Below are 16,236 nucleotides of genomic sequence, written 5' to 3' on the forward strand. Positions count from 1 at the left end.
TGCGGCGGTCATTCCGGAGGCGTCCGGGACGGACATCCTGGCTACCTGCTACCGATACCGTCGGTGTACTCCGGTAGATTAGGTAGGTCCTACCCCATCTGGAGAGCCTGCCACCGTGCATCTGAAGAGTCTAACCGTGCGAGGGTTCAAGTCTTTCGCCTCGGCAACCACCTTCGACTTCGAGCCGGGCGTCACCGCCGTCGTCGGCCCCAACGGGTCAGGCAAGTCGAACGTCGTCGACGCGCTGGCGTGGGTCATGGGCGAGCAGGGGGCCAAGACGCTCCGCGGCGGCCGGATGGAGGACGTCATCTTCGCCGGGACGACCGGCCGGGCCCCGCTCGGGCGCGCCCAGGTGTCGCTCACCATCGACAACGCCGACGGCGCCCTGCCCATCGAGTACGCCGAGGTGACGATCTCCCGCACGCTCTTCCGGGCGGGCGGCTCCGAGTACGCCATCAACGGCAGGAGCTGCCGCCTCCTCGACATCCAGGAGCTCCTCTCCGACTCCGGGCTGGGCCGCGAGATGCACGTCATCGTCGGCCAGGGCCAGCTGGACAAGGTGCTGCATGCCACACCCGAGGAACGGCGGGGCTTCATCGAGGAGGCCGCGGGGATCCTCAAGCACCGCCGCCGGCGCGAGAAGACCGTGCGGAAGCTCGACGCGATGGAGACGAACCTCGCACGGCTGTCCGATCTCACGGGGGAGCTGCGCCGCCAGCTCACCCCGCTCGGGAAGCAGGCCGAGGTCGCCCGGCGGGCCCAGCAGGTGCAGTTCGCTGTACGGGACGCGCGGTCGCGCCTGCTCGCCGACGAGCTCGTGGCCCTGCGTGCCGGGTTCCAGCGGGACACCGCGGCCGAGGCCGCCCTGCAGGCGCGCCGCGACGAGATCGGGACGCTGCTCGGCGTCGGCCAGGAGCGGCAGGCGGACCTCGAGCAGGCCGCGGCCGCGTCCGTCCCCGCGCTCGACCGGGCACGCGAGGCCTGGTACGCGCTCTCGAGCGCCCGGGAGAAGCTCGGCGCCCTGGCCACGCGCGCCGAGGACCGCGGACACCTCCTCGGGCAGGCAGTCGAGCCGGACCGGGGGCGCGATCCCGACCACCTCGACCGGCAGGCCGGGCGCGTCCGGGCGGGGGTCGCCGGGCTGGAGGAGGAGGTGGCCTCCCTCCGTCACGCCCTCGAGCAGACCCTCGCGGCCCGTCGCACCGCGGAGGAGGCATCGGCCGCCGAGGATGCGAGGCTCGCGCTCCTCCTGCGGGCCGCCGCGGACCGGCGCGAGGGAGACGCCAGGCTCGCCGGCGCGGTGGGCGCGGCTCGCTCCCGCGTCGAGTCCGCGGTCGCCGAGCTCGGGCGCCTGCGCGCGTCCGTCACCGCGGCCGAGGAACGACGGCGGACCGCCGAGCGCGAGTTCCAGGCGCTCGAGGGCCGGGTCGCGGGGGACGAGGCGGGCGAGGAGGGCCTCGATGCGGAGTACGAGGCGGCGTCGGACGTCCTCTGCTCCCTCACCGAGGACGTGGCAGCGCTCGTGGAGGAGGAGCGTGCCACGGAGCGGGAGCGTGGTGCCCTGGCCGCGCGGCTCGAGGCGCAGCGCGAGGGTCTGCAGCAGCGCGACGGCTCCGCGGCCCTCCTCGCCGCCGGGCTCGACGGCGTGCTGGAGCCGCTCGCCCAGCTCCTGCACGTGGTGCCGGGCTTCGAGAAGGCAGTCGTCGCGGCGCTCGCCGGTTCCGCCGACGCCGTCGCCGTCGGGAGCATCGCGGCGGCGGAGCGAGCGGTGGAGCTCATGAAGCGCGACGACGCCGGCCAGGTCTCGCTCGTCGTCGCCTCCGGACCCGGTGCGGCCACCCGGCCGGACAAGGCGGGCGCGGGACCGGGACCCGGCTCCGCCGTCGTCCCCGCGCTCGCCCTCGTGACCGCCCCGCCCGCGCTGCAGCCGGCCGTGGCCGCGCTGCTCGACGGCGTGGTGGTGGTCGCGGATCTCGGGGCGGCGCGTCGTGCCGTCGAGGACGGCACCGCCCGGACGGCGGTCACCCACGACGGCGACGTCCTGTCCCGCCACACGGCCCGCGGGGGCACCCCGGGTGCGGCGGGATACCTCGAACGGCGGGCCGCCGTCGAGGACACGGAGGAGAAGCTGGCCCGGACCTCCACCGCCGCCGACCGGCTCCGGTTCCGCCTGACCGCGGCGCGGACCCGCCGGCAGGAAGCGCAGCACCGCGTCGACGCCGCGCTCGAGCGCCTGCACGAGTCCGACGCGCGGATGGCCGCGGTCGCCGAGAAGCTCGGCCGGCTGCACGGCGAGCTCCGGTCCGCGGGCGGGGAGGCCGAGCGGCTGGCCGTCCTCGTGCGTGCGGCCGAGGCCAATCTCGCGCAGGAGGAGGCACGGCTGCGGGAGGCCGCCGAGCGGCTGTCGGACCTCCAGGAGCAGCCCGTGGAGGCCGAGCCCTCGAGCGAGCACCGCGACGCCCTGCGGCGCGCCGCGGCGGATGCCCGCCAGGCCGAGCTCGAGGCCCGCCTCGCGCTGCGCAGCCGGGAGGAACAGCTCGCCGCGCTCGGGAACCGGGCCGCATCGCTCGAACGCGCGGCGCAGTCCGAACGCCGCGCACGGGAGGAGGCGGCGGAGAAGGCGAGGATCCGTGAGGTCCGGGCCGTCCGGGCCGTGGCGGTCGCCGCGGCGGCGCGGCGGGCGGAGCAGCGCGCGGCGCGGTCCGTGGCCGTTGCGGCGGACCAGCGTGACGCCGCCGAGCGGCTGCGCGCGCAGCAGGATGCCGACCTCCAGGAGGTGCGGGGGTCCAACGCAGCCCTCGGCGTCGAACTGGCACGGCTCACGGACTCGGTGCACCGGGACGAGCTCGCCCGCGCCCAGCAGCGCCTGAGGATCGAGGCGCTCGAGAACCGCTCCATCGAGGAGCTCGGCCTCACCCCGGACCACCTCGTGGACGAGTTCGGGCCGCACCTGCCCGTACCGGGGGACGCGGCGACGGAGGACAAGTGGGCCGCGCTGCGCGCACCGGTCGACGACGACGGCAACCCCGTGCCGCAGGGCGTCCCGTTCGTGCGCCAGGAGCAGGAGAAGAGGCTGAAGCGGGCCGAACGGGATCTCGCCGCGCTCGGCAGGGTGAACCCCCTCGCCCTCGAGGAGTTCGCGGCGCTCGAGGAGCGGCACCAGTTCCTGAGCACCCAGCTCGCCGACCTCAGGGCGACCCGGAAGGACCTGCTGGACATCATCCGGGAGGTCGACGAGCGCGTGGAGCAGGTCTTCACGGCTGCCTACCTGGACACCGCCGAACAGTTCGAGCGCGTCTTCGCCACCCTGTTCCCGGGCGGCGAGGGCCGGCTGGTGCTCACGGACCCGGCGGACATGCTCGCCACCGGCATCGAGGTCGAGGCCCGCCCTGCCGGCAAGAAGATCAAGCGGCTGTCGCTGCTCTCGGGCGGCGAACGGTCGCTGACCGCCGTCGCGCTGCTCGTCGCGATCTTCAAGGCCCGGCCCTCCCCGTTCTACGTCATGGACGAGGTGGAGGCCGCCCTCGACGACACCAACCTCGGGCGGCTGATCACGATCTTCCAGGAGCTGCGGGAGTCGAGCCAGCTGATCATCATCACCCACCAGAAACGCACGATGGAGGTCGCCGACGCCCTCTACGGCGTGACGATGCGCGGCGACGGCGTGTCCACGGTCATCAGCCAGCGCATCGGCGTCGCGAGGCAGGACGCCCTCGGCTAGGACCCCGGGGTGCCCTGCTCCTCCGCGGACGGGCCGGCGCGGCGGGCGCCCGGGTCGTCGCCGGCGGGCCCGTCCGGTGCCGTGCGCTCCGTCCGCGGGAGCGTCTCCCGGGACAGCATCCACACCCCGGCGGCGAGGGCGGTCAGGACCCCGGTCACGGTGAAGGCGAGGGCGAAGGAGCCGAAGGCGAGCTGGTCGATGATGAGGCCGGCGAGGATCGGGCCGAGGATCGCGCCGAAGTCGGAGCTCATCTGGAAGGTCGCGAGGACCCTGCCGCCGCTGCGGTCGTTGCCGACGACGTCCGCCACCGCCGCCTGCTGCGCGGGATTGAGGATGCCCGTGCCGAGGCCCGCGACGACGCACAGGGCGAGGAAGACGACCACGTTCCCGGAGAAGCCGAGCGCGATCATCGCGGCCCCGTTCACGAGGAGGCCCGTGATCACGAGCGGCCGCCGGCCCAGCGAGTCGGCGAGCCCGCCGGACACCGTGAGGGCGAGCGCCGTCCCCGCGGCGAAGAAGGCCAGGGAGATGCCGGCGATCTCCGTGCCCGCTCCGAGGACCGCATCCGCGAAGAGCGGCACGAGCGCCATGCGGACGCCGAAGGAGGACCAGCCGTTCGCGAAGCTGGACGCGAGCGCCGCGCGGTACCCGGAGTCCGTGACCGCCTCACGCACCGTCAGGGCCGGCTTTCCGCGCGCCGCCGTGCGGTCCGAGAGCGAGGTGTCCTTCAGCTGGAAGAAGACGACGGCGGAGGCGACCAGCAGGGCCGCCGCGTAGACCAGGAACGGCACCCGCAGGCCGAAGCGGGCGAGCAGGCCGCCCACGATCGGACCGCCGATGCTCCCCAGCAGGAACGCTGTGGCATACGCGCCGGAGACACGGCCGCGGATGGCCGGCGGGGCGAGCCGCACGATCAGGCCCATCGCGGAGACCGTGAACATCGTGGAGCCGATACCGCCGAGGGCGCGGAAGACGAGGAGCTGCCAGTAGTCAGCAGCGAAGGCACAGGCGGCGGTGGACAGCGCCACGATGAGCAGCCCCACGATATAGACGGGCCGTTCGCCGAGCCGCTCCACGAGCCGGCCCCCCGCGGGTGCGAAGACGAGGCGCGTGAACGCGAAGGCGCTCACGATCACCGCCGACGCCGTGACGCCGACGTCGAAACTCTGCGCGAACTGCGGCAGGATCGGCGCCACGAGGCCGAACCCGATCGCGATGACGAACGCGGCCGCGATGAGGACCCTGATCTCCCGCGGGATCCGCTGCCGCTCCCCGACGGGTGCGGTACCGTCCCCGGTCCGGTGTCCCGGACGGGGGATGCGGAAGGGGGAGCGCTTGGGTACGCGAGGGAATCCGGCCATGGTCCTCGCATTCTGTCACCGCCCCGGCGCCGGGGTTCAATCCGTGCGCGCAGGGCCGTGTGAGAAGGTGGATCAGTGAACGACATCCTCCTGCCTGTCATCTTCGTCATCCTCGCGATCGCCGTGCTCGGCTCGCTCGCCGTCGTCCTCGTGCGCGGCAGACGGACCCCTCCCGGCCTGTACTCCTCGCCCCGGGACCCCGATGACCAGGTGGAGGGCGGGGCGCACGGCGCCACGTCCACGGACGTCCTGGAACGGCCCGACGGACTCCCGACGGACGTGCTCGTCCCGAACGACCTCAGCGGCCTGGAGGAAGCGCCGGCCCCGAGCCTGGACACCGTCGACCCGGTGCAGGGGCGGCTCGCACGGCTGCGTGCCCGCCTGGTGCGGTCCAACAACGCCCTCGGCAAGGGCCTCCTCGCCCTCCTGTCCCGGGACAGGATCGACGAGGACGTCTGGGACGAGGTGGAGGAGACCCTCCTCATGGCGGACCTCGGCACCGAGCCCACCATGGAACTCGTGGACGCGCTGCGTGAGCGCGTCAAGGTGGCGGGCAGCCGCAGCCCGGCCGAGGTCAAGGACATGCTCCGCGAGGAACTCGTGAAGCTCGTCGACCCCACCATGGACCGGTCCCTGGCGACCCACCGCCACGCGGACCGCCCCGCCATCGTCATGGTGGTCGGCGTCAACGGAGTAGGCAAGACCACCACCGTCGGCAAGCTCGCCCGCGTCCTCGTCGCCGACGACAAGGACGTGCTCCTCGGCGCCGCGGACACGTTCCGTGCGGCCGCCGCCGAGCAGCTGGCCACCTGGGGCGCGCGCGTCGGCGTGCCGACGGTCAAGTCCGACGTCGACGGCGCCGATCCCGCGTCCGTCGCCTTCGAGGCGGTCAAGACCGGCATCGAGCAGGAGGTCGACGTCGTCCTCATCGACACCGCCGGGCGCCTGCAGAACAAGGTGGGCCTCATGGACGAGCTCGGCAAGGTCAAGCGCGTGATCGAGAAGCAGGGCACCGTCGACGAGGTGCTCCTCGTCCTGGACGCCACGACCGGCCAGAACGGGCTCAGCCAGGCCCGCGTGTTCGCGGAGGTCGTGAACATCAGCGGCATCGTGCTCACCAAGCTGGACGGGACCGCCAAGGGCGGCATCGTCGTGGCGATCCAGCGCAGCCTCGGCGTTCCCGTGAAGCTGATCGGTCTGGGCGAGGGTGCGGACGATCTCGCGCCGTTCGACGCCGAGGGGTTCGTCGACGCCCTCCTCAGCTAGAGCGGAGCGGGCTGCGACCTGCCCCGCGTCAAGGCCCGGGGAGCCGGGAAACCTGCAGGAAACACGATCGACACGGGGTCTTTACTCCAGCGCTCGCCCTGTAACCTGCGCGCAACGCGATGCCCCCGGGATCGAAACACGTCCATCGCATTCTGGAGGAGCGGGAAGTCCCCGCCCCTTTGGAAGGATCGTGTTTGATGGATCTGACAGCAGGCCACGTCTGGGTGATGATCTCAGCCGCCCTCGTACTACTCATGACCCCCGGGCTCGCCTTCTTCTACGGCGGCATGACCCGCGCCAAGGCCGCACTGAACATGATGATGATGAGCTTCATCGCCGTCGGACTCGTCGGGATCGTGTGGGTCCTCTGGGGCTACTCGATGACCGGCGGCGACGGCGTCGCCCAGCTCTTCGGTAACCCGTTCGCCTCGTTCGGCATGAGCGGACTCATCGGCACCGAGGACCTCATCGGCGCCGGCTACGGCGCGACGTTCGCCATCATCACCGTGGCCCTGATCAGCGGTGCCATCGCCGACCGCGCGAAGTTCGGTGCCTGGGTGATCTTCGTCCCCATCTGGGTGACCCTCGTCTACTGCCCGCTCGCGTTCATGGTGTGGGGCGGGGGTCTCCTGAGCGCCGACGGCGCCGTCGGAGGCGCGGTCGGCGAGGCTGTCGACTTCGCCGGCGGCACCGTGGTGCACATCAGCGCCGGCGTGGCGGCCCTCGTGCTCGCCGTAATCCTCGGCAAGCGCCAGGGATTCGGCAAGGACCCGGCGCAGCGCCCGCACAACATCCCGTTCGTGATGCTCGGAGCCGCACTCCTGTGGTTCGGCTGGTTCGGCTTCAACGGCGGCGCGGCCGGATCGGCCGAGGAAGCGGGGCTGATCTGGATCAACACCATGGCAGCCCCTGCTGCCGCGATGGTCGGCTGGCTCATGACCGAGCGCATCCGTGACGGACGCCCGACCTCGCTCGGCGCCGCGTCCGGCATCGTGGCCGGACTCGTGGCCATCACCCCGGCCTGCGCGAACGTCAGCCCCGTCGGCGCCATCTGCCTCGGCATCGTCTCCGGCGCGGTCTGCGCGCTCGCCGTCGGCATCAAGTACCGGCTCGGGTTCGACGACTCGCTCGACGTCGTCGCCGTCCACCTCGTCGCCGGCATCGTCGGCACCCTGTCCCTCGGGTTCATCATGCTGCCCGTCGAGGGTGAGGGCGGCGGCCTCTTCTACGGCGGCGGCGCCGGCCAGCTGGTCGCGCAGATCGTCGCCGCGGCCATCGCGATCGCCCTCTCCGCGATCATGACCGCGATCATCGGCCTCGCCATCCACAAGACCATCGGCTTCCGGATCAGTTCGGACGACGAGGTGTCCGGCGTCGACCTCACCGAGCACGCGGAGACCGCCTACGAATTCGGCGGGCTCGGTGTCGGTGGATCCTTCCACCCGTTCGCCGACCAGGTGGTCAGCCAGCAGGGCGCCAAGCACAGCAGCAAGCAGAACTCCGCACAGCAGGACGTCACGGAAGGCGCGCATTCATGAAACTCGTCACAGCAATCGTCCGGCCCGACAAGCTCGACGGCGTCCGGGGGGCCCTGGAGAACTACGGCGTGCAGGGCCTCACGGTGAGCCAGGCGAGCGGTTACGGCCGCCAGCGCGGTCACACCGAGGTCTACCGCGGGGCGGAGTACACGGTGGACCTCCTGCAGAAGGCGCGCGTCGAGGTCCTGGTCGCCGATGCGTGGGTGACCGACATCGTCGACGTCCTGGTCTCCACGGCCAACACCGGCCGCGCGGGGGACGGCAAGGTGTGGGTCATCCCCGTCGAGGAGGCCGTGCGCGTCCGCACCGGCGAACGGGGGGAAGCCGCCCTGTAGGGCAGGCCCCGCCGCACGAAGAGCGCAGGACGCACCTTCTCAGAACGCCCGACCGGGCAATCCGGCCGGGCGTTCTGCGTCCGCGCGCTCTTGCCGTCACCGGGCATCGGGCATATCCTTGGACAACCTTCTCATTGATCAACGAATACATTGATTAATGGGACAGTGATCAATGAGGAAGTGCAACTTCAGAAGAGGACCCCGTGACCGACGACGAGCACCTCGACATCGCCTTCCTGGCACTTGCCGATCCCGTCCGCCGCCGCATCATCGCCCGGCTCAGCCGGGGCCCGGCCACGGTCAACGAACTGGCGGAACCCTTCGCGATCACCAAGCAGGCGGTCTCGAAGCACATCCAGGTCCTCGAGCAGGCGGGGCTCGTCACGCGCACGCGCGACGCCCAGCGCCGGCCCGTCCACCTGAACCCCGCACGGCTGGAGGCGCTCACCGCCTGGATCGACCAGTACCGGCTGATCCACGAGGAGCAGTTCCGCAGCCTCGACGCCGTGCTATCCACCCAGGCCGCGGCACGCGGCCCGCAGGCAAAGGACTCGACATGAGCAACGCCCTGACACTCACCGTCCCGGAGGGCCTCCCCTTCATCGACCTCGACCGCGAGTTCGACCATCCCGTGGCGGAGGTGTTCCGCGCCCACAAGGAGCCCGACCTCGTTGCACAGTGGCTGGGCCCGCGGCGTCTCCGCCTCGGCATCGACCAGTACGACTTCCGGACCGGCGGCAGCTACCGCTACACCCACACCGGTCCGGACGGCGTCGACCACGTGTTCAGCGGTGTCTTCCACACCGTCCGGGAGAACGATTTCGCGATCCAGACCTTCGAGTACGACGGCTACCCGGACGTCGTCAGCATCGAATTCCTGACCTTCCAGGACGTGGGTGGCGGCAGGACCCGGCTGACCGCTCATGCCGTCTACCCGAGCATGGAGGCCCGCGACGGCATGGTGCAGTCGGGGATGGAGGGCGGTCTGTCCGAAGCGTACGAGCAGCTCGACGAGTTGCTGCGTCGCGCGACGGTCTGAGCGGGCGGGCCTCGTGCGGCCCTACTCCTTCCGGCCGTGCGAGGACGGCCACCCCTCCGGCCCGTCCGAACCCGCCCGGTACTCCTCGAGGGGCACGCGGCCCTCCGACCACGCCTTCAGGACCGGCTCCACGATGCGCCAGCAGTCCTCTGCGGTGTCGCCGCGGACCGAGAGCGTCGGATCGCCGGCGAGGACACCTTCGATCACCTCACCGTAGGGGAGCAGGTCCGTCTCGTTGAGGTCGGCGCTGAGGGTCGCCCGGTCGAGGGAGAAGATGTCCCCGGGCCCGTTGACGTCGATCTCGAGCTGCAGCGTGTCGGGGCCGAACCCGATGCGCAGCTTCGTCGGCGCGTCCTGGCCCGTGAACCCGACGGGCAGGTGGCTCACCGGACGGAAGGTGATCACGGCCTCCTTGCGCTTGACGCCGAGCGCCTTGCCGGAGCGGAGGACGAACGGTACGCCGGACCAGCGCTCGTTGTTGATGGACACGGTGATCTCCGCGAGAGTCTCCGTGCCTTTCTCCGGGTCGACGCCGGGCTCGGCGGCGTAGTCGGGGACCTCCCGGTCGCCGATCGTGCCCGCCGCGTAGCGTGCCCGCCGGCTGCTGCCCGGGCTGTCCAGGTCCACCGTGCTGGCCCGGAGGACGGAGCCGATGTGGTCGCGGAGGTCCCTCTCGTGCAGGGTGGACGGCGCGTTCAGGGCCAGGAGCGCCATGACGTGCAGCAGGTGGCTCTGGATCATGTCGCGGAGCGCGCCCGCGCCGTCGTAGTACCGGGCCCGGTTCTCGAGCGCGAGGTCCTCGTCGAAGATCACCTCGACCTTCTCGATGTGCAGGTTGTTCCAGACCGGCTCCAGGATGCGGTTGGCGAACCGCAGGCCGAGGATGTTGAACACCGTCGCCTTGCCGAGGAAATGATCCACACGGTGGATGTTCTGCTCGGGCACCAGCTTCGAGAGCTTCTCGTTGAGGCGGTGCGCACTGGCCTGGTCCGTGCCGAAGGGCTTCTCCATCACGAGACGGGTGCTCGTCGGCAGGGAGCCCGGCCCGAGCGCGCTGCAGGCGAGCTGGCTGACGGCCGGGGGCAGCGCGAAGTAGATGGCCACGGGACCCTCGAGGCCCTGCACCAGGTCGGCCAGCCCGTCCTTCGTGACATCGAGGAGGTGGTACCGGCTGTCGTCGCGCACCTGCTGCAGCGACGCCCGTCCGGCGTCGTCCGCCTTCTCGCGGGCGACGGCGAAGGAGCTGTCCAGCCGCTCACGCCACTGCTCGTCGGTCCAGTCGTCGGAACCCGCGCCCACGAGCTTCAGGCCGTCGGCGCGTCCGAGGCGGATGAGCCGTGCGAGTCCCGGCAGGAGCAGGCGCCCGGTCAGGTCGCCGGAGGCGCCGAGGATCAGGAGCGTCCTGACGCGGGTGTCGGCGTCGGCGGGAATGGTGTCGTGCTCTGCGAGCGAGGAAGTATCCACCTCCTCACCTTGCCACTTCTGCCCCCGGGTGTCCTGTGCCGGCGGGGTGCGTCGTGGTTTGCGCGCGGCGGTCCGGCGGGGCAGGAGGCGTCGGAGGGCGGGACGCCGAGCTCCCGAGCGCCCCCAGTTGATACCCTTGGGAGTTGAGTCTCCAAAGTCCCCGATGAAAGTAGTGCACGGCACGTGTTCAATTCACTCTCCGACCGGCTGACTGCGACCTTCAAGAATCTCCGCGGCAAGGGCCGCCTCACCGAGGCGGACATCGATGCCACGGTGCGCGAGATCCGGCGCGCCCTGCTCGACGCCGACGTCGCCGTTCCCGTGGTGCGCGCCTTCACGGCCGCCGTCAAGGAACGCGCCCTCGGCCTCGAGGTCTCGCAGGCCCTGAACCCGGGCCAGCAGATCGTCAAGATCGTCAACGAGGAGCTCGTCGGGATCCTCGGCGGCGAGACCCGGCGCATCCGGCTCGCGAAGAACCCGCCCACCGTGATCATGCTGGCGGGCCTCCAGGGCGCGGGAAAGACCACGCTCGCGGGCAAGCTGTCCAAGTGGCTCAAGGGCCAGGGCCACAGTCCGCTGCTCGTCGCCTGCGACCTCCAGCGCCCCAACGCCGTCCGCCAGCTCCAGGTCAACGGCGAGCGGGCGGGCGTGCCCGTCTACGCGCCGCACCCCGGCGTCAGCTCCGAGTTCGAGGCCGCCACCGGCGACCCGGTCGCGGTCGCCCGCCAGGGTGTCGCCGAGGCACGGGCCCGCCTGCACGACGTCGTCATCGTCGACACCGCCGGTCGCCTCGGCGTGGACGCCGAGCTCATGCAGCAGGCGGCCGACATCCGGGCGGCGATCAGCCCCGACGAGGTGCTGTTCGTCATCGACGCGATGATCGGCCAGGATGCCGTGAACACCGCGCTGGCCTTCAACGAGGGCGTGGACTTCACCGGCGTCGTCCTGACCAAGCTCGACGGCGACGCCCGCGGCGGCGCCGCCCTCTCGGTCGCGTCCGTCACCGGCAAGCCGGTCATGTTCGCCTCCACGGGTGAAGGGCTCGGCGACTTCGAGCTGTTCCACCCCGACCGCATGGCCTCCCGCATCCTCGACATGGGTGACGTCCTCACCCTCATCGAGCAGGCCGAGCAGTCCTGGGACAAGGACGAAGCCGCCCGGATGGCGAAGAAGTTCGCCGACCAGGAGGACTTCACCCTCGACGACTTCCTCGCGCAGATGCAGCAGATCCGCAACATGGGCTCCATGAAGAAGATGCTCATGATGATGCCGGGCGCCGCCAACATGCGGGAGCAGCTGGAGAACTTCGACGAGCGCGAGATCGACCGCGTGGAGGCCATCGTCCGCTCGATGACCCCGCACGAGCGCGTCGCCCCGAAGATCATCAACGGCTCCCGCCGCGCGAGGATCGCCCGCGGTTCCGGCGTGCACGTCTCCGAGGTCAACGGCCTCCTGGAGCGCTTCACGCAGGCACAGAAGATGATGAAGAAGATGGCTTCGGGCGGGGGCATCCCGGGCATGCCGGGCATGGCCGGTCCGGGAGGCTTCGGTGGCCCGCGCAAGACCAAGGCAGCCGCCGCCAAGGGCAAGAAGAAGCCGCGCTCGGGCAACCCCGCGAAGGCCGCGCAGGAGCTGCAGGAAGCGGAAGCGCGGCGCGCCGCCGCACGCACGGCCACGCCCACCGGTGCCGCCTTCGGCGGCCAGCAGGACTTCGACCCGTCGGCGATGAACCTCCCCAAGGGCTTCGAGAAGTTCCTCGGGAAGTAGCGCGCGCGTGCCCTGCGAGGATCCGACCCGCCGAGGCCCTCACTGATGGGTGTCGGGCTGTGATGGGCGCCGAGCGCGTGGTGTTCGTGCACGGCAGCGGTCCCTTCGGTGCCGCGGCGTGGCCCCGGCAGCACGGCCTGTCCATCGACTTCGACTGCCTGTACGTCCGCCGGCACGGGTTCTCGGCCACCGAGGAGCCCGCCGCCACCGATCATGACCGGGACCAGGAGATCGTCGCCGACGCCCTGGGCGGTGGGGGACACGTCGTCGCCCATGCCCAGGGCGCCGTGGCGGCCATGATGCTCGCCGTCGAGCGTCCCGACCTGGTGCGCTCGCTCACCCTGGTGGAGCCGGCGTGCTTCTCCCTCACGGCGGAGCTCCCGGCGACGGCGGCGCACATCGCGCTGATGAAGCCCCTCTTCGCGGAGCGCCATGCGATGTCCGACGACGACGTCCTCCGTGCCTTCGCGCGGCAGGTCGTCGACGACGATGCTCGGACGCCCGCCACGGCCGAGGCCCAACGCGACGCCGCGAGGCTCCGTCTCCAGAGCCCTCCCTGGGAGGCACCGCTGGCCATCGTCCCCGGCGTGCCGACCCTGGTGCTGACCGGAGGGTGGGAACCCCTGTACGAGGAGGTCGCTGAGTACCTCGCCGGCACCGGCGCGATCCACCGGGTAGCACCCGGCGGACACCGGCCGCACGACACCGCCGAGGGGGATGCGCTCATCCGGTCCTTCCTGCGCGCCGGGCGGCACCAGGCCGCCGCATGAGGACCGTCGCCGGACCGTCCCGTGGTGCCTGACGGACCCGGGTTCCTGCATCTCACCGGGACGGTGCTGCTGTCGCCGACGTGGACGGTGCCGGACGTCTACGTGCAGGAGGGCCGCTTCACCTTCCGGCGTCCGTCCGGCCGTCCGCTCCGGACCATCGAGGGGTGGGTGCTGCCCGGCCTGGTGGACGCGCACTGCCATGTCGGCCTCGACCGGCGCGGACGGGTGCCCGACGAGCTGGCGGAGCAGCAGGCCCTGCAGGACCGCGATGCGGGCACGCTGCTCATCCGCGATGCGGGCGTCGTCAACGACACGCGGTGGGTGCAGGACCGCGCGGACCTGCCGCGCCTGGTGCGCGCGGGCCGGCATGTGGCACGGACGCACCGCTACTTCCGCGACTACGCCGTCGAGGTGGAGCCCGCGGACCTGGCCGGGGCCGTCGCGGAGCAGGCGCGGCGCGGCGACGGGTGGGTCAAGATCGTGGGGGACTGGATCGACCGCTCCCTCGGCGACCTCGCCCCCGCCTTCCCTCCCGAGGCCCTGAAGGACGCCGTCGACGCCGCGCACGCGGAGGGTGCCCGGGTGACGGCCCACTGCTTCGCGGCAGAGACACTCGACGGCATGCTCGACGCCGGGATCGACTGCATCGAGCACGCCACCGGCATGCTCCCGCGCCACGTCCCCCGGTTCGTGGAGCAGGGCGTGGCCATCGTCCCCACGCTGATCAACATCGACACCTTCCCTGCCATCGCCGACGGCGCCGCCGGCAAGTACCCCGACTACGCGGCGCACATGCGCCGGTTGTGGGGCGGGCGTGAGGCGATGGTCCGGCGGGCGTACGACGCCGGGATCGCCGTCTATGCGGGCACCGACGCCGGCAGCGTCATCGCCCACGGCCGGCTCCCGGACGAGGTGACGGCACTGGCCGCTGCGGGCCTCGGCCCGGCCGCGGCCCTCGACGCGGCCTGCTGGTCCGCCCGCGCCTGGCTGGGCTTCCCGGCGATCGAGGAGGGTGCGAGCGCCGACGCCGTCGTCTGCGCGGCAGATCCGCGCCTCGACGTGGGTACCCTCGCCTCCCTCCGGGCCGTGGTGCTGCGCGGAGAGGTCATGGCGAGAACACCGCCGGAATAAGTTGAAGCTTCAATGAGTTGGACGGGGGGAGACCTTCTACTCCGAGGAGCCGACATGCCCGTGCAGGACCTGCTGCCCACCGACACCGCCATGGGACCGCTGACGCTCAAGGTCGGCGACCTGGCCGGACTGGCCCGCTACTACACGGCCGCGCTGCGCCTGGAGGTGATCGACGACGGGACGGACGCCGTCGTCCTCGGAAGGCGGGGGAGCGCCGTCCTCCGCCTCGAATCGGCCCCTCATCTGCACCTGCCCCAGCGTGGGGACGCCGGCCTCTTCCACACCGCCCTCCTCTTCGCGGACCGCGCGGACCTGGCCGCCGCCGTCGCTTCCGCCGCGCGGCATCCCCTCAGTGCGTACGTGGGCAGCGCCGACCACCTCGTGAGCGAGGCGTTCTACTTCACCGACCCCGAGGGGAACGGCATCGAACTGTACGTCGACCGGCCCCGGGACAGCTGGAACTGGACGAGCGACGGGCGCGGCACCCGCTCGGTGGTGATGGACAACCTCCCCTTGCCCCCGCGGGACTACATCGAGCGGCACCTCACCGAGGACGCCGTGTCACAGGCGGAGTCCAGGGCGGCCGGCGTGGGCCACGTCCACCTACAGGTCGGTGACGTCGGGACGGCCCAGAACTTCTACGTGGACGTCCTCGGTTTCGAGCGCACGACGGGATGGCACGACCAGGCCCTGTTCGTCTCCGCCGGCGGGTACCACCACCACATGGCGATGAACGTCTGGAACAGCAGGGGCGCAGGTCCGCGGAAGGACACCCTCGGCCTCGGGGAGGTCCTCATCCGGGTACCGTCGGAGGACGAGGTCGGGGCACTGGCGGACCGCCTGGCCCATGCGGGCGTCGCGAACCACCACACGGGGGCCGAACTGCGTTTCGAGGACCCCTGGCGGAACCGGCTGCGGGTCGCCGTCGACGCCGCGCCGGGCGGAATCGCCTAAAGAACGGCCGTCTGGCACAATGGTTCCGTACTCGATCCGTGCAGCCCCTCTCTCTGCGCGTGCATTGTGTCCTTTGAACCCTCATGAATGGCCCGCCCCACGGGAGCAGGATGACGGGTTCGCCCCTTTTCATTTACAAGGAGTGACCACACAAGTGGCCGTAAAGATTCGCCTCAAGCGCATGGGCAAGATCCGCGCACCGTTCTACCGCGTCGTCGTCATGGACTCACGCTCCAAGCGTGATGGCCGTGCCCTCGAAGAGATCGGCAAGTACAACCCCACCGAGGAGCCCTCGTTCATCGAGATCAACTCCGAGCGTGCGCAGTACTGGCTCGGTGTCGGCGCGCAGCCCACCGAGCAGGTCTCCGTCCTGCTCAAGATCACCGGTGACTGGCAGAAGTTCAAGGGACTCAAGGGCCAGGAAGGCACCCTGAGGACCAAGGCCGCCAAGGAGGCGTTCGTCGCCCCCGAGAAGGGCTCCGTGATCGTCCCCGAGGCCATCACCCCGAAGGCGAAGAAGAACGACGACGCCGCCGCGGAAGCCACCGAGGCAGAGTAACTTGCTGGCCGAAGCTCTGGAGCATCTCGTCCGCGGCATCGTCGACAACCCTGACGACGTCAGGGTCTCCGCGAAGACCAACCGCCGCGGCGAGACGCTCGAGGTCCGCGTGCACCAGGAGGATCTCGGTCGCGTGATCGGCCGGCAGGGGCGCACCGCCCGCGCCCTGCGCACCGTGGTGTCGGCCCTCGCGGACGGCGAGCCCGTGCGGGTCGATGTCGTCGACACCGACCGCCGCCGGGACTGACCGGCCCCGAGCTTCACGGCACACAGCATGCTGAACGGCCCCACCACCAGGACCTGGTGGTGGGGCCGTTTCCGTCCACCCATG

Annotated in this window: 14 protein-coding genes; 12 read left to right on the forward strand and 2 right to left on the reverse strand. The window is 71.4% G+C overall.

Features of this window, described 5'->3' with window-relative positions; all coding sequences use genetic code 11:
• Window positions 1–115: 115 nt before the first annotated feature.
• Window positions 116–3,721 (forward strand): chromosome segregation protein SMC, encoded by a 3,606-nt coding sequence (smc, locus tag AC4D2E_RS04865; protein WP_490951826.1) that lies wholly within the window; start codon window positions 116–118, stop codon window positions 3,719–3,721.
• Here smc and AC4D2E_RS04870 read toward each other — a convergent pair.
• Window positions 3,718–5,082 (reverse strand): MFS transporter, encoded by a 1,365-nt coding sequence (locus AC4D2E_RS04870; protein WP_490951827.1) that lies wholly within the window; start codon window positions 5,080–5,082, stop codon window positions 3,718–3,720. The genes smc and AC4D2E_RS04870 overlap by 4 nt on opposite strands.
• Before the next feature lie 75 nt (window positions 5,083–5,157).
• On the opposite strand from AC4D2E_RS04870, the gene ftsY reads away from it, so the two are divergent.
• The 5 genes from ftsY (at window position 5,158) to AC4D2E_RS04895 (ending at window position 9,260) form a co-directional block, all read left to right on the forward strand.
• Window positions 5,158–6,348: a signal recognition particle-docking protein FtsY gene (gene ftsY, locus AC4D2E_RS04875; protein WP_104165401.1), complete on the forward strand. Its 1,191-nt coding sequence runs from the start codon at window positions 5,158–5,160 to the stop codon at window positions 6,346–6,348.
• Between the two features lie 197 nt (window positions 6,349–6,545).
• On the forward strand, window positions 6,546–7,886 hold the full coding sequence (locus AC4D2E_RS04880) for an ammonium transporter (RefSeq protein ID WP_490951828.1): 1,341 nt from the start codon (window positions 6,546–6,548) through the stop codon (window positions 7,884–7,886).
• Window positions 7,883–8,221 carry a P-II family nitrogen regulator gene (locus AC4D2E_RS04885; protein WP_043445797.1) on the forward strand — a complete coding sequence of 113 codons (339 nt, stop codon included), beginning with the start codon at window positions 7,883–7,885 and terminating at the stop codon, window positions 8,219–8,221. The genes AC4D2E_RS04880 and AC4D2E_RS04885 overlap by 4 nt, the downstream gene beginning before the upstream one ends.
• A 203-nt stretch (window positions 8,222–8,424) precedes the next feature.
• Entirely contained in the window at window positions 8,425–8,781 is a 357-nt protein-coding gene (locus AC4D2E_RS04890; RefSeq protein WP_490909508.1) for an ArsR/SmtB family transcription factor, read from the forward strand.
• Window positions 8,778–9,260: an SRPBCC family protein gene (locus tag AC4D2E_RS04895; protein WP_490909507.1), complete on the forward strand. Its 483-nt coding sequence runs from the start codon at window positions 8,778–8,780 to the stop codon at window positions 9,258–9,260. The genes AC4D2E_RS04890 and AC4D2E_RS04895 overlap by 4 nt, the downstream gene beginning before the upstream one ends.
• A 21-nt stretch (window positions 9,261–9,281) precedes the next feature.
• Here the strand turns inward: AC4D2E_RS04895 and AC4D2E_RS04900 are convergent, their stop codons facing one another.
• Entirely contained in the window at window positions 9,282–10,724 is a 1,443-nt protein-coding gene (locus AC4D2E_RS04900) for a glucose-6-phosphate dehydrogenase (RefSeq protein ID WP_490951829.1), read from the reverse strand.
• A gap of 183 nt (window positions 10,725–10,907) precedes the next feature.
• Here AC4D2E_RS04900 and ffh point away from each other — a divergent pair, with 183 nt between their 5' ends.
• From ffh to AC4D2E_RS04930, 6 genes are all read left to right on the forward strand, one after another.
• Window positions 10,908–12,491, forward strand: coding sequence for a signal recognition particle protein (ffh, locus tag AC4D2E_RS04905; protein WP_104165394.1), 1,584 nt, complete (start codon window positions 10,908–10,910; stop codon window positions 12,489–12,491).
• Between the two features lie 62 nt (window positions 12,492–12,553).
• Window positions 12,554–13,261, forward strand: a complete 708-nt coding sequence (locus AC4D2E_RS04910) for an alpha/beta fold hydrolase (protein ID WP_490910515.1) — start codon at window positions 12,554–12,556, stop codon at window positions 13,259–13,261.
• 24 nt (window positions 13,262–13,285) lie between these two features.
• Window positions 13,286–14,392: an amidohydrolase family protein gene (locus tag AC4D2E_RS04915; protein ID WP_490951830.1), complete on the forward strand. Its 1,107-nt coding sequence runs from the start codon at window positions 13,286–13,288 to the stop codon at window positions 14,390–14,392.
• 54 nt (window positions 14,393–14,446) lie between these two features.
• Window positions 14,447–15,346: a VOC family protein gene (locus AC4D2E_RS04920; RefSeq protein WP_490951831.1), complete on the forward strand. Its 900-nt coding sequence runs from the start codon at window positions 14,447–14,449 to the stop codon at window positions 15,344–15,346.
• 154 nt (window positions 15,347–15,500) lie between these two features.
• Window positions 15,501–15,905, forward strand: a complete 405-nt coding sequence (gene rpsP / locus AC4D2E_RS04925) for a 30S ribosomal protein S16 (protein WP_104165388.1) — start codon at window positions 15,501–15,503, stop codon at window positions 15,903–15,905.
• Window position 15,906: 1 nt separating this feature from the next.
• Window positions 15,907–16,152 carry an RNA-binding protein gene (locus AC4D2E_RS04930; RefSeq protein ID WP_104119805.1) on the forward strand — a complete coding sequence of 82 codons (246 nt, stop codon included), beginning with the start codon at window positions 15,907–15,909 and terminating at the stop codon, window positions 16,150–16,152.
• Window positions 16,153–16,236: the final 84 nt, after the last annotated feature.

It is taken from the genome of Arthrobacter sp. TJ-265, from assembly GCF_058269135.1.

Bases quoted from the DNA above. Each gene is read 5' to 3' on its own strand.
- AC4D2E_RS04870 (WP_490951827.1), bottom strand. From the start codon at position 5,082: ATGGCCGGATTCCCTCGCGTACCCAAGCGCTCCCCCTTCCGCATCCCC.
- AC4D2E_RS04880 (WP_490951828.1), top strand. From the start codon at position 6,546: ATGGATCTGACAGCAGGCCACGTCTGGGTGATGATCTCAGCCGCCCTC.
- AC4D2E_RS04885 (WP_043445797.1), top strand. From the start codon at position 7,883: ATGAAACTCGTCACAGCAATCGTCCGGCCCGACAAGCTCGACGGCGTC.
- AC4D2E_RS04895 (WP_490909507.1), top strand. From the start codon at position 8,778: ATGAGCAACGCCCTGACACTCACCGTCCCGGAGGGCCTCCCCTTCATC.
- AC4D2E_RS04910 (WP_490910515.1), top strand. From the start codon at position 12,554: ATGGGCGCCGAGCGCGTGGTGTTCGTGCACGGCAGCGGTCCCTTCGGT.
- AC4D2E_RS04920 (WP_490951831.1), top strand. From the start codon at position 14,447: ATGCCCGTGCAGGACCTGCTGCCCACCGACACCGCCATGGGACCGCTG.